Here is a 12,496-nt window from a genome sequence, read left to right on the forward strand (position 1 = left end):
CGATGCCAGTTGAAACGCTGCATAGTTTGTCGGTACGCAGCGATACGGCCGAGATACGGATTTCCGTTTCCGAGGCAACCTCCGTGCGTGACGCGCTCGATCTCACCGAATTAAGAGTCCGCGCCGCTTGTGGCGGTTTAGGCAGTTGCGGCGCCTGTCTTATCAAGGTTTTAGCCGGCGAGTTTAACCCGGCAACGCTGGCGGAACGACAAAAACTGTTGCCGGGAGATTTGGCAAGCGGTTTGCGTTTGGCATGCCAATTGAAAGCGCGCGGTTCCGGTGCGTTGTATCTTGAACGCCCCGCACCGGCCTCGCAGTGGAAAAGTTTTCAACAAATGCCGCGACCGCGCCCAGTTGTCGAAATTGCCGCCAATCTGCAATATCCGTATGGGCTTGCCGTCGATTTGGGTACCACGCATATCCGCTTATCGTTATGGCACCGGCAAACGGGGCGGCATATCGGCAGTCGCATAGGCATCAACCCCCAAGTTGCGTTTGGCGCCGATGTATTGACGCGGTTGGATGCAAACCGCCTGAGTGTGCAAGACCGGCAACGCCTTTGCCGTACGGCACGGCTAGCCGTTATTGACGGCGTTCGCGATATTTTAAGCCGCGATCTGGGAGAAATTACCCCCATTCTTGCCGAGATTGGCCAAGTGCGGGTAGTGGGCAATAGCGTGATGCTGGCGCTGATTTGCGGCGGCGACGGTAATGCCTTATATGAACTGGAGAATTGGCGGCAAAAGCTGGTTTTCCAGCCCGATGATCCGAGTGCCTGGCGCCGGGAATGGCGCATGCCGCATGCGGATATCGGCATAGAGCAACCCCTGGCCGGTTTTGTCGGCTCCGATTTATTGGCCGATCTGTTGATAACCGGCATGACCGCGCAAGCGGAGCCTTGTTTGTTGGCGGATTTAGGCACCAATACCGAAATTGCCGTGTGGGATGGGCAAAGCGTTTGGGTTTCCTCGGTACCCGGCGGCCCGGCCTTTGAAGGCGTGGGGATGCGCAACGGGCTGGCGGCGGAGGCCGGTGCAATCTATAAAGTCGGTAAAGCGCGGCAGCACTGGCAACTGGAAACCATAAGCAACAGCCCCGTGCGCGGTTTTTGCGCCAGCGGATTTATCGATGCCATCGCCTTGCTGCTGCGGGAAAAGCACTTAAAACCCTCCGGCCGATTTGCCGAACCGCGGCCCGAAAATGGATTTTGTTTTGTAAGTAATTGCGTACATTCGGCTATTTTTGCGAGCGACATCGATATTTTTCAACGCGCCAAGGCAGCCACTGCGGCCGCCATGGCACAATTGCTGACGATGGCGGGTTTATCCGTTGCCGATCTGCAAACCTTATGGATATGCGGCAGTCTGGGCCAACATCTCGATTTGGACCATGCCATGGGGGTCGGCTTGTTGCCGGAAATGGCCGTGGACAGGATCAAACGATTCAGTCACGCCAGCTTGGCGGGTTGCCAGGAACTGCTATTAAACCCGGATGCCATGGCTCAATTCGACCAAATTCGCCGGCTGGCCACGGTCATCAATCTCGGCGGAATTAGCGAATACGAAGTGCTTTTTATCGAAAACCTTCGCTTACAACCCCTTGCCATGCGGGCGACGTCATGACTCTGACAAACTATATCCAGGCCTACAACGAAGCGGTTTTCGAGACGGACAAGCCGGCGGCGTTGGCCGTGGTCAATCAAGCCTTGCGCGATGGTTTGAGTCCGGAAGATGTGGTATTCAAATTGGTGATTCCGGCGGTTGAATCCATGATGGAGCGGATCGAAAAAGACCAGGACTCCAATTTGGCCCAACATTTTATGACGGCGCAAATTGCCGCCGATGTCACCGAAAAAATGCTGGAAAAATTCAGCTCGCCGCCTGAAATTATCGGTAAGGTAGTTATCGGTGCGGCCTCGGGCGACCTGCATTCCTTGGGGAAGCGTATCGTCAGCGGTTGTTTGAAGTCGTTGATGGTGAAGGTGATCGATTTGGGCATCAACGTCGGCGCCGAACAATTCGTGGAGGCCGCCGTTGCCAACGATGCCCAGGTGATTGCCATTTCCGCCATGATGGTGCACACCGCAACCGGCGAAAACGGCAGTATCAAAGTCAGGGCCTTGTTAAAACAGCGCGGCCTGGAAGACAGGATAAAACTCGCCGTCGGCGGTGCCCCTTATCGTTTCGACCCCGCTTTATTCCGAAAAGTCGGTGCCGATGCCTGGGCCCCGGATGGCGTGACTGCCGCTAAAGTCATTGTACGACTGATTAACGAGGCCAAGACATGACACCCCTGCAAATTCTGGATGCCGCCGTAACCGGCTCCGCCGCCCCCCGGATTCCGATTTTCTGCAATTTGTTCGATCAAGGCGCGCGGGAAATGAATCTGCATCCTAAAGCGTATTTTGCCGATGGCGCCTGCGTGGCGGAGGCGCAATTACGTATGCAAAAGCGCTACGGATACGACAATGTCTGGAGTTTGCAATATGTCGGCAAGGAAGCGGAATTGCTGGGTTGTAAAAAGATTTTGTTTGCCGACGACGGGGTTCCCAATGTCGCCGATTTTGTCATCGGAAACTGGGACGACATCGGTACCTTCGAGGTGCCTAGCGACATCACGCAACATCCCGCCTGGCAATCCGTTGCCGATTGCTTGGCCATCTTGCGCGACGAAGTGGGCGCCACTCGTCCGATTTGCGCTTATGTCACAGCCTCCACGACCTTGCCCGCCATTCTGATGGGGATGGATAAATGGATGGAATTGTTTTTGTTGGGCCCCACCGATTTACGCGATGAACTGTTGCGTAAATGCGCGGATTTCGTGCAACAACACCTCGCCGCCTTGCGTGCCGCCGGCGCCAATGTGCTGGTCTATTCCACGCCCTTCGGTTCGCCGTATTTCGTCAGTAAAAAAATTATCGCCAATACCGTCATGCCCTGGATGCAAAAGGATTTAAGCCGTGGCGGGGTTGCGGATGTGGTGTATTACTGCGGCATGGCGCCTTTCAATGAGGTGATCGATCCGGTTTTCGCGCAATTGGGCATCCGCTCGCATTACATCAGTCCGCTGGCCGATCTGGCCGAAGCCAAGCGCATAATCAATAGCCGCGGCCTGACCTGCGGCGTCATCGACGACATCAAGATGATTCATTGGAGCGCTGAAGAAACCCGCGCCGAAGTGCGCCGAATCATCGACATCGGCAAACCCGGCGGTCATTTTTTATTCGGTAACGGGGTCATGCCCATGGCTGTGCCGGAAGCCAATATTCGCGCCATGCTGGATGCCGCCTTTGAATTCGGGCAACTGTCATGAAAACAATCACCTTACAGCCGGAAAACCCGCCGCCATTAACCATGATCGGTTGCGGCATCCTGCGCAAGGAAGTCGAGCGCTTGATCGAGAAAAATCACTGGAATTTACATACCCATTTTCTGGACTCGGCTCTGCACAACTATTTCAACCGCTTGTCGGCCGAACTCAATCAAGCCTTGGAGGAGCGGGAAAAGCTCGGCGAAAAAACCGTGGTACTTTACGGCAGTTGCCATCCTTTGATGGAACATTACCTGGAACAGCACCACACCTGCCGCACCCGTGGCCAGAATTGCGTGGTCATGCTGCTGGGCTACGAACGTTTTATGCGGGAACTGGAAAAAGGCGCTTATTTTCTGCTGGAAGATTGGGCGCTTACCTGGCAGCCCATGATCACCGCCTGCTTCGGCAATAACGTCGGCGTGGTGCGGGAAATATTTCACAGCGGCCACAAATACATGCTGGCGCTCAGAACTCCCTGCAACGGCGACTTTACCGAGGCGGCCGAAAGCGCGGCCCGCTTCGTCGACTTGCCCTTGCAATGGCTGGATGTCGACCTGGATCATCTGGAGCATGTGGTCGGCGAAGCCATTGCTCAACGTCTCGCCCTGCATGACTGACTCAGCCGCCGTACAAGCCTTGCAAAACCGGGTTAACCATCTGGAAAACCGGGTACGCAAGCTGTCGGAAGAAAAGGCCAATCTTTATCTGGTGTTGCATATGGTTGAGCTGTTGAATCCGGTAGCCGGGGTGGACAGTTTTTTGGAAAGCTTGATGTCGGCCCTGTGCGGCAGTTTGGGCGGTACCAATGTGGAAATTTATTATCTGGATGAAGACGAAATTCATTATGCCAACCTGCTGAGCGGCCAGCGGCGGCTAGTGGAAACCATCGACGACAGCTTGATTGCCAATGTGTTTCAGCATCATGGTTTGGTTGAAGAGTCCACCGATCTGGAGCATACCTTATTAAAGGAAAACATCGCCGCGGTGGCCTGCACCTGGGTGATGCCGCTCATGGTGGCCGGCAAATTCCTGGGGGCGGTGAAAATGTCAGACCTGTTGGGAACCGCGCAAATGCGTAACTATCTGACGCCTTTTTTCTCGCATATTGCGCTGATCCTGGATAACAAAATCCAAACCCGCAAAGCGGAAAGCGCCAATAAAGCCAAATCCAATTTTCTAGCCACCATGTCGCATGAAATCCGCACGCCGCTCAATGGCATTCTGGGCATGGCGCAGTTGTTATCCGCCCCCGTCTGCAGTGACGACCAACGCCGCGATTATGCCAAAACCATTCTAACCTCCGGCAATACCTTGCTGACCTTGTTAAGCGATATTTTGGATTTAGCCAAAATCGAGGCCGACCGGCTGGAGTTGAATGTATCCCCGGTGAGTCCGCAACAGCTTTTGCATGATGTATTGGCCTTGTTTTACGGCAGCGCCCAGCACAAGGATTTGCGTGTCGATGCGGTTTGGCGGGGGCCGGCGGCGAAAATGTATCAGCTGGATAAGTTACGCATAAAACAAATGCTGTCCAATTTAATGAGCAACGCGATCAAATTCACCGAGTGCGGTTCCATTCATCTCGAGGCGGGCGAAGTGGAAAGCGGCGAGAATACCTGCGTGTTGGAATTTTCCGTTACCGATACCGGCTTGGGCATTGCCAAGGACAAACAACATCTACTGTTTAAGGCTTTCAATCAGGTCGATAGCGGCTCCAATCGGCGCCATGAAGGTACCGGCCTGGGCTTGTCTCTGGTATTGCGTTTTGCGGAATTAATGCGGGGGCAGGCGGGAGTGGAAAGTCAAGCAGGGCAGGGTGCGCGCTTTTGGTTTCGTATCGTTTGCGCCGTTGCGGAGCAACCACTGAGCCCGCCGCTAAGCGATGCGGCGTCCCTGTCCGGCTCGGCCGAGGCCACCATGGAAAGCGGGTCCGCAAGCGGTTTGGATGCGGAAATGCTGGTTTCGCGCCTGCCCGAGGATGTTGAAGACGATATCGAAGAATTAAGTCTATTACTGAAAAAAAACATGTTTAACGCTATTAATCAATTCAAAATCGTGCAAACAAAGCTGCAGGGTAGTGCCGTCGCCGGCCGGTTCGAGTCCTTGGGCGCGCTGATAAACGCCATGCGTTTTGAGGAAGCCCACAGTCAACTCATGCAATTGCGCAAACTCATGGGGGCTTGTGATGGTTGATCCCATCGCGACAGAACGCCCCAAAATTCTGATAATCGACGATACCCCGGTCAATATCGCTTTATTGGGTCAGGCATTGCAGGAAGACTATGTCATTCAGATAGCCACCTCCGGCGCCAAGGGGCTGGAATTGGCGAATGAGGAAACGCCGCCCGATCTGATACTGCTGGATGTGATGATGCCGGATATGGATGGCTATGAAACCTGCCGGCTGTTCAAACAAAATCCTGTTCTGCGCGATATACCGATCATCTTTGTCACCGCGCTGAACGAAATGGATGCCGAGGTGCAAGGCTTGTCGCTGGGCGCCGCGGATTTTTTGATCAAGCCGGTCAACATCGAAACGGCCCGCCTACGCATTCGTTACCAACTGGAGCGCGAGCAGATGCGAAAGGAACTGCAAAGCCGGGAAGCATCGCTACGTCTGGCGGCGAGCGTTTTTGCCTTTAGTCACGACGGCATTGTGATCACCGATGCCGAAAATCGCATTATCAACGTCAATGGAGCTTTCACCCGTATTACGGGGTACCAACTCGACGACATTCGCGGTCAAACCCCGCGGGTTCTAAAATCGGGCCGGCAGCCGATGGACTTTTACAAAAACATGTGGCACAGCCTGCTCACCGAGAATCATTGGAGCGGTGAAATCTGGAATCGGAATAAGCGTGGCGAAATATATGCCGCCCTGACATCCATTTCCACCGTCAAGGACGAAAGCGGCGCCATTCATCATTTCATTGGTATTTTTGCCGACATCACCTTGCTTAAAAACCAGCAATACAACTTGGAGCGCATCGCGCATTTCGACGCGCTGACCGGGGTGCCGAACCGGGTTTTGTTGACCGACCGCATCGATCAGGCCATTGTGCACGCCCAACGCGCGAAAAATTTGATGGCGGTTTGCTATCTGGATCTGGATGGTTTTAAACCGATCAATGACAGCTACGGCCATGAAACCGGCGATCAATTATTGATAGAGGTCACCCAGCGTATCAAAGGCTGTCTGAGGGCGGGGGACACTCTGGCGCGTATTGGAGGAGACGAATTTGTGCTGGTTTTGTTGGATATCAACGATGGCAGGGAATGCCGGGCGGTTTTGGATAGGCTTTTAGCCAAGTTGGCGGAGGCTACCGTGCTTTCCGGTCATCATGTTTCGGTGTCCGCCAGCATAGGTTTTACCCTGTATCCGGATGATTTTACCGACGCGGAAACCCTGATCCGGCACGCCGATCAGGCCATGTATGTCGCCAAGCAGCGCGGAAAAAATCGTTACCAATTGTTCGATCCGCATTTGGACAGGTTGGCGCTGGAGCAAGGGAAAACCTTTGCCCGTATCGAAGAGGCGCTGCAACAGCATGAATTTGTGCTGTATTTTCAACCCAAGATCAATATGCGGCAGGGTAGGGTGTTTGGTGTCGAAGCCTTGATCCGTTGGCAAGACCCCGGCCGTGGCTTGTTGCCGCCGTCAGCGTTTTTGCCGGCGATTTCGGATACCGAGCTGGAGGTGGCCATCGGTAAATGGGTGCTAAACCGAGCGTTACATTATCTGCAAGAATGGCAGCAAATGGGGATCATGCTGACGGTCAGTATCAATATCGCGCCCCGTCATTTGCTGCAGGCAAATTTTGTGACTGAATTGACCGCGCAATTGGCGCAATACCCTGAGTTGCGCCCCCATTGTCTGGAGCTGGAAATACTGGAAACGGCGGCTTTGGAGGATATTGAGCGGGTATCGAATGTGATGCAAGCCTGTCAAAAACTGGGCGTTAATTTTGCCTTGGACGATTTCGGCACCGGCTACGCCTCGTTGACCTATTTGAAAGTTTTGCCGGTCCATATCTTAAAGATCGATAAATCGTTTGTCATCGACATGCTGAGCGATGCGGAAGATTTGGCGATAGTGACGGGCATCATCAGTCTAACCCAGACATTTGGGCGCCAAGTTATCGCCGAAGGTGTCGAATCCATTGAGCACGGCCTGAAATTGCTGGCTCTGGGATGTGAAAATGCGCAAGGTTTCGCCATTACCCGCCCCATGCCGGCGGAGGCATTACCCAACTGGCTGTCCAGTTGGCAACCGATTGCGGATTGGCGGCAAGGGACGGCATAGTCCAGCCGGACTTGAGCATAGTCGCCCGCTGTTTTTCTGTTACAGAAATAAGAAAACCCGGCTTAAGGTCGATTTTGCGGGTCGGCTTCAGGCGTATCTGTTTGTCGCTTTTCTTGTTTAAAGGGCAGATAAGCGGCGGCCGCTTGCCGATATTGATGTACGCCGATTTGTTCGCGTTTGACGAAGTCGGCGACGGCTTCGGCAAAGCCTGGGTGTTTAATCCAATGCGCCGAATAGGTGGTAATCGGTTCAAAGCCGCGAGAAATCTTGTGTTCGCCCTGGGCGCCGGAATCGAAACGTTGCAGGCCGTTTTCAATGCAGTAATCCAGGCCCTGGTAGTAGCAGGCTTCGAAATGCAGGGCATTATATTCTTCGTAACAGCCCCAATAGCGGCCGTATAAACAGTCCGTACCGACAAAGCTTAGGGCCGCTCCCACGTAAGTTCGATCTTTCACCGCCAAAATCAATAGGCATTGCTCGGGCATGCTGGCGGCAAGCTGTTCAAAAAAAGCCGGGGTCAAATAAGGCTGGCTGTGCCTTTTCAAGTAGGTTAGCGAGTAAAACTGGTAGAACGCCTGCCATTGCGGCTCGGTAATCGCCGTACCGGGGATGCGCAGCATCTCTATGCCTTGTTCCGTAACCCGGCGGCGCTCCCGCTTGATCATTTTGCGCTTGCCGGCGCTCAGGGTTTGCAGATAATCGGCAAAATCACCATAGCCGCGGTTGAACCACTGAAACTGCACGCCGCTGCGCACACTGAGTCCCAGGGCTTCGAGATGCGCTAATTGCGCCGGTTCCGGAAACAGGCAATGCCAGGATGAAATGGCTTTTTCCGTGGCGGCTTGTCGAATAAAATCCAACAGCAAGCGCATTACCTCGGCCGTATCGGCGCCCGGCTTCGCCAGCAGGCGCGGACCCTGGCAGGGCGTAAAAGGAACGGCGCTCAGCCATTTGGGATAGTAATCCAGGCCGTGCCGCCGATAGGCGTCCGCCCAAGCTTGATCGAACACATATTCGCCCCAGGAATGCCGTTTTTCATACAAGGGCAGAATGGCCTGCAACTCGCCTTGCTCTTCGATCAGTAAATGCCGCGCCTGCCAGCCGGTTTTTGCGCAGACAGAGCCGCTTTGTTCCAACGCCGACAAAAACTCGTGGCGCAAAAACGGATAATCGGCGCCGGCCAGACGATTCCAGTCGCCGGCATCTATCTGGGTCAGACTATGGATTTGTTTTACTTCCACGCTTAAAAACAGTACAGTCAAATCGGCAAGATAACATTAATTTAGAGCCCATGACGACTCAAAAGCCCTTTTCTCAAGCCTGCGAAAATAATAAGCAACCCATTTTAGATGCTCTCAAACAGGTATTTACCCGGCCCGCCACGGTTTGGGAGATCGGCAGCGGTACCGGTCAGCATGCCTGTTATTTTGCTGAGCAATTACCGCACCTGGTTTGGCAGCCCACCGACCGGTTGGAGAATATTGCCGGTATTCGCCTGTGGCAGCAGGAAGCCAAGCTGGCCAATTTGCAAGCGCCTTTGCAATTGGATGTGGCCGATAGCGTCTGGCCCTGCACCAGCATAGAGGCCTTGTTTACGGCCAATACCCTGCACATCATGCGTTGGGATGAGGTAAAACTGTTATTTACGCGCTTGGCGGACTATTTAACCGAGCAGGCTAGCGTGTGTATTTACGGACCGTTTAATTACCGGGGTAGCTATACCAGCGAAAGCAACGAACGTTTCGATCAATGGCTGCATCGGCAAAATCCGCGTAGCGGTATCAAGCACTTTGAGGAGGTGGTCGATTTGGCCGCGGCCATCGGTCTGGAATTACAGGCCGATCATGAGATGCCGGCCAATAATCGTCTGTTGGTGTTCAAGCGCAAGGCCATTCGCCGCGTGGAGCGCAGGGCTGTCTGATTTGTAGGCTTTATGACAATGGGCGCAATCGGAATGAGGCGGATGTTTTTTGTGCGACGAGTTTTCCGGGGCGCGGACAAGCCGGATACCTGGGCATAATCAGGTTGCCGGGAGTGGGGCGTCGAGTTGGCCTTAATATTGAATGCTTAATCGCACAGTTTGCGAATGAGACAGTCCATATGCCGCCGGAACCCATCAACAGCCAAAGCTTCAAGCAATTTCAAGATTACCTGGCTCAGCACAAAAGCCGGATGAAAACCGACTATCGGCAATTGCTGGCCCGAGACCTTTCCAAACAGCAATGGGACGGCTGTTTTCAGCGCAATGTGTTGGCGGTGTTGACGGATACTTATACCCAGTCGTTAAATTTTTTACACAGCTTGCCGTTTCAGTCCGCCGGAGTAGCGGTCGAGCGCGGCATGTCGGCGTTGACTCGGCGGTTACTGCCGATATTCGACGGTTTTGTCGATGAATTTCTGCTGTTTGCGGTGGACAAGCACCGCACCTCCTGTGCCTTGTCCAATTTTCCGGACGAACACAAACCCAGCGACGATTATATCAACCAAGTCAAACGCGAGATCGCCGTGCTGTGGCGGGACTTCGCCTTAAACGCCAACGCCCATTTTCTAGCATGCCCATGAAACTGTATATGACCCCAGGCTCGTGTTCGACCGGCATTCATATTTTGCTGGAAGAGCTGGAACTGGTTTTTGAGGTGCACTTGGTAAACTTATTAGCCGGCGATCAGCATAAGCCGGAATATTTGGCCATCAACCCCAAGGCCAGCATTCCGACCCTGGTGCGAGACGACGGCAGCGCGTTGACCGAGTTTGCCGCCATCGCCTACTGGTTGGCGCGCAGTTACCCCAGGGCCCACTTGTTGCCCGGCGATGTCGAGGGCGATAGCCGGGTGCTGGAATTAATCGACTATGCGGTCGGCACCCTGCATGGCCAAGGCTTTGCCCGGCTATTTACCACCGAGAAGTTCAGCTCCAATCCCGATGATTTTGAGGCGGTTAAAACCCAAGGTTTAAACATCGTGCGGCAGGGCTTCGATATTGTGGACAGCCGGCTGCCGGCCCAAGGCTATGCGGTGGGCGCTTTCAGCATAGCCGATGCAGCCTTGTTTTATGTGGAGTTTTGGGCCGATAAATCCAATATTGCCTTGCCGGACAATTGCCTGGCGCATTATCGCTTAATGTGTTCGCGGCAGGCGGTCAAGCGGGTATTGATGGAAGAAGGCTATCGCTTGCCTTAAAATCGGACAAAATAACCAGAGGTTTGCAATATGACATTAATCGATCCCGGCGCCTTCAGGCGGGTGGTTAATTCGGCCATCGATAGCGACCACGAGTGCTTTGTGTCGCTGCTCAATCAACTGGATGCCGCCAGTAACGCCGAGTTTCCCGGTTTATTCCGGCATCTGTTCGAACATACCGCGCAACACTTTGCCATGGAAGATCAATTGATGCGGGACAACTGCTTTCCGGCCGAAACCGAACACACCGGCGAACACCTAAGGGTATTGGGCGAATTCAAACAGTTCAAAAGCAGGGTCGACAAAGGCATGCTGGCCTTTGGGCGTTCCTTTGTCCGGGAGCGTTTGCCGCAGTGGTTTCAATTGCATGTATCCACCATGGATAGCGCCCTGGCCGCGCACATCAACGCCAATAGCAACCAATAAAGGTATTGCGACATGACGGTTTGTCCCGAGCTGGAGTTGATCGAAAACTTTTACGATGCCGAAGACCGCAGTCGGTTTTTAGCCTATTTTCTGCGGCGGCACCCTTGGCCGGATAACCGTTATACGTTTGGAGGACGGCAGTTCGTGTTGCCGCGCTTGCAAACCTGGCACGCCGACGCCGGAATTCGCTACAGCTACAGCAACAATCTGTTGGTGACCCGGCCCTGGACGGCATCGTTGCTGGCCATTCGGGCCGAAGTGGAAAGCCGCTTGGCCTATCGTTTTAATTCAGTGTTGGTTAATTTCTACCGCGATGGCGATGATTTTGTCGGCTGGCACGCCGACAACGAGCCTGAATTAGGCGAGTCGCCGTTGATTGCCTCGTTGAGCTTCGGAGCGGCCAGGCCTTTGGCATTTAGGCATAAAATCAGTGGGGAAACCGGCCGCCTGGTTTTGCCCACCGGTAGCCTGTTATTGATGCGGCCGGCATTTCAAAGCCAATGGCAGCATAGCGTACCGCAAGACCGGGGGATTTCGGCGGCACGGATTAACTTAACCTTTCGCAAAGTCTGCCAGCCAACTGACCGTGTAAACGTTTAAAGGGCATGAAAATTAGTCGATGTCGATTGGTTTTTGTTGGAGCGATGGTTTAGGGCGCGCATTTGGGGGATGCCGTGTGAGGATGCTGCCGGACGTATGGCGCCGCGGCGATGGGAGATGGACGGCAGGGCGAGACAGATTCGGCCAAGGCCGCTCGCTAGCCAACCTCTTAGCGGTGCGGGGCGTTTGTCGAGTTGTGCGGTGTAGTGTCCGAAAAATCGATGGGCAAAAAAAAGCCGCTTGGCAGCGGCTTTTTTGTCCAACCCGAAAACGATTAACGTTTTGAGTATTGTGGACGTTTTCTGGCTTTGTGCAAACCGACTTTTTTACGTTCGACTTCGCGGGCATCGCGGGTAACGTAACCGGCTTTTCTCAAAGTGGGTCTTAAACCTTCGTCGAAACACATCAGCGCGCGGGTCAGGCCGTGGCGGATAGCGCCGGCTTGGCCGGATGGGCCGCCGCCGCTGACGATGATGTTGATATCGAAATCGCCGGATTTTGCCAGCAATTCCAAAGGTTGTTTGGCGATCATTTCGTCGGTTTTACGACCGAAATATTGGTCAACAGGAAGTTTGTTGATGGTGAATTTTCCTGAGCCGATGGTGGCGTAAACGCGAGCCACCGCGCTTTTGCGACGACCTGTTCCGTAGTATTGAGCTGCCATAAACTATCTACC

13 protein-coding genes are annotated in these 12,496 nt (G+C 53.9%); 11 read left to right on the forward strand and 2 right to left on the reverse strand.

Annotated features, from left to right (window positions below):
* Positions 1-2: 2 nt before the first annotated feature.
* The 6 genes from NP596_RS04040 to NP596_RS04065 are packed head-to-tail and all read left to right on the forward strand — an operon-like array spanning position 3 to position 7,615.
* Positions 3-1,622, forward strand: a complete 1,620-nt coding sequence (locus NP596_RS04040) for an ASKHA domain-containing protein (RefSeq protein WP_256613955.1) — start codon at positions 3-5, stop codon at positions 1,620-1,622.
* Positions 1,619-2,287 carry a cobalamin B12-binding domain-containing protein gene (locus NP596_RS04045; protein ID WP_256613956.1) on the forward strand — a complete coding sequence of 223 codons (669 nt, stop codon included), beginning with the start codon at positions 1,619-1,621 and terminating at the stop codon, positions 2,285-2,287. Before NP596_RS04040 ends, NP596_RS04045 begins: the two co-directional genes overlap by 4 nt.
* A complete protein-coding gene (locus tag NP596_RS04050; protein ID WP_256613957.1) occupies positions 2,284-3,312 on the forward strand; it encodes a uroporphyrinogen decarboxylase family protein in 1,029 nt (342 codons plus the stop codon). The genes NP596_RS04045 and NP596_RS04050 overlap by 4 nt, the downstream gene beginning before the upstream one ends.
* A complete protein-coding gene (locus tag NP596_RS04055; RefSeq protein WP_256613958.1) occupies positions 3,309-3,929 on the forward strand; it encodes a DUF1638 domain-containing protein in 621 nt (206 codons plus the stop codon). Before NP596_RS04050 ends, NP596_RS04055 begins: the two co-directional genes overlap by 4 nt.
* Positions 3,922-5,505, forward strand: a complete 1,584-nt coding sequence (locus tag NP596_RS04060; protein ID WP_256613959.1) for a sensor histidine kinase — start codon at positions 3,922-3,924, stop codon at positions 5,503-5,505. The genes NP596_RS04055 and NP596_RS04060 overlap by 8 nt, the downstream gene beginning before the upstream one ends.
* Complete coding sequence (locus tag NP596_RS04065) at positions 5,498-7,615, forward strand: two-component system response regulator (protein ID WP_256613960.1); 2,118 nt, start codon at positions 5,498-5,500, stop codon at positions 7,613-7,615. The genes NP596_RS04060 and NP596_RS04065 overlap by 8 nt, the downstream gene beginning before the upstream one ends.
* 62 nt (positions 7,616-7,677) lie before the next feature.
* On the opposite strand, the gene NP596_RS04070 is transcribed toward NP596_RS04065, so the two are convergent.
* A complete protein-coding gene (locus tag NP596_RS04070; protein ID WP_256613991.1) occupies positions 7,678-8,856 on the reverse strand; it encodes a GNAT family N-acetyltransferase in 1,179 nt (392 codons plus the stop codon).
* 50 nt (positions 8,857-8,906) lie between these two features.
* On the opposite strand from NP596_RS04070, the gene NP596_RS04075 reads away from it, so the two are divergent.
* The 5 genes from NP596_RS04075 (at position 8,907) to NP596_RS04095 (ending at position 11,820) form a co-directional block, all read left to right on the forward strand.
* Positions 8,907-9,536 carry a DUF938 domain-containing protein gene (locus NP596_RS04075; RefSeq protein WP_256613961.1) on the forward strand — a complete coding sequence of 210 codons (630 nt, stop codon included), beginning with the start codon at positions 8,907-8,909 and terminating at the stop codon, positions 9,534-9,536.
* A gap of 179 nt (positions 9,537-9,715) precedes the next feature.
* Complete coding sequence (locus NP596_RS04080; RefSeq protein ID WP_256613963.1) at positions 9,716-10,177, forward strand: amine oxidase; 462 nt, start codon at positions 9,716-9,718, stop codon at positions 10,175-10,177.
* Complete coding sequence (locus NP596_RS04085) at positions 10,174-10,794, forward strand: glutathione S-transferase family protein (protein ID WP_256613964.1); 621 nt, start codon at positions 10,174-10,176, stop codon at positions 10,792-10,794. The genes NP596_RS04080 and NP596_RS04085 overlap by 4 nt, the downstream gene beginning before the upstream one ends.
* Before the next feature lie 30 nt (positions 10,795-10,824).
* On the forward strand, positions 10,825-11,220 hold the full coding sequence (locus NP596_RS04090) for a bacteriohemerythrin (RefSeq protein WP_256613966.1): 396 nt from the start codon (positions 10,825-10,827) through the stop codon (positions 11,218-11,220).
* A 12-nt stretch (positions 11,221-11,232) separates the two neighbouring features.
* Positions 11,233-11,820 (forward strand): alpha-ketoglutarate-dependent dioxygenase AlkB family protein, encoded by a 588-nt coding sequence (locus NP596_RS04095; RefSeq protein WP_256613967.1) that lies wholly within the window; start codon positions 11,233-11,235, stop codon positions 11,818-11,820.
* 274 nt (positions 11,821-12,094) lie between these two features.
* Here the strand turns inward: NP596_RS04095 and rpsI are convergent, their stop codons facing one another.
* Positions 12,095-12,484, reverse strand: a complete 390-nt coding sequence (gene rpsI / locus NP596_RS04100; RefSeq protein ID WP_256613969.1) for a 30S ribosomal protein S9 — start codon at positions 12,482-12,484, stop codon at positions 12,095-12,097.
* Positions 12,485-12,496 lie beyond the last annotated feature (12 nt).

Origin of the sequence: Methylomonas rivi (assembly GCF_024505165.1) — a bacterium.
Taxonomy (GTDB): Bacteria; Pseudomonadota; Gammaproteobacteria; order Methylococcales; family Methylomonadaceae; genus Methylomonas; species Methylomonas rivi.

Bases quoted from the DNA above. Each gene is read 5' to 3' on its own strand.
- NP596_RS04085 (WP_256613964.1), top strand. From the start codon at position 10,174: ATGAAACTGTATATGACCCCAGGCTCGTGTTCGACCGGCATTCATATT.
- NP596_RS04065 (WP_256613960.1), top strand. From the start codon at position 5,498: ATGGTTGATCCCATCGCGACAGAACGCCCCAAAATTCTGATAATCGAC.
- NP596_RS04075 (WP_256613961.1), top strand. From the start codon at position 8,907: ATGACGACTCAAAAGCCCTTTTCTCAAGCCTGCGAAAATAATAAGCAA.
- NP596_RS04080 (WP_256613963.1), top strand. From the start codon at position 9,716: ATGCCGCCGGAACCCATCAACAGCCAAAGCTTCAAGCAATTTCAAGAT.
- NP596_RS04050 (WP_256613957.1), top strand. From the start codon at position 2,284: ATGACACCCCTGCAAATTCTGGATGCCGCCGTAACCGGCTCCGCCGCC.
- NP596_RS04045 (WP_256613956.1), top strand. From the start codon at position 1,619: ATGACTCTGACAAACTATATCCAGGCCTACAACGAAGCGGTTTTCGAG.
- NP596_RS04090 (WP_256613966.1), top strand. From the start codon at position 10,825: ATGACATTAATCGATCCCGGCGCCTTCAGGCGGGTGGTTAATTCGGCC.
- NP596_RS04060 (WP_256613959.1), top strand. From the start codon at position 3,922: ATGACTGACTCAGCCGCCGTACAAGCCTTGCAAAACCGGGTTAACCAT.
- NP596_RS04040 (WP_256613955.1), top strand. From the start codon at position 3: ATGCCAGTTGAAACGCTGCATAGTTTGTCGGTACGCAGCGATACGGCC.
- rpsI (WP_256613969.1), bottom strand. From the start codon at position 12,484: ATGGCAGCTCAATACTACGGAACAGGTCGTCGCAAAAGCGCGGTGGCT.
- NP596_RS04055 (WP_256613958.1), top strand. From the start codon at position 3,309: ATGAAAACAATCACCTTACAGCCGGAAAACCCGCCGCCATTAACCATG.
- NP596_RS04095 (WP_256613967.1), top strand. From the start codon at position 11,233: ATGACGGTTTGTCCCGAGCTGGAGTTGATCGAAAACTTTTACGATGCC.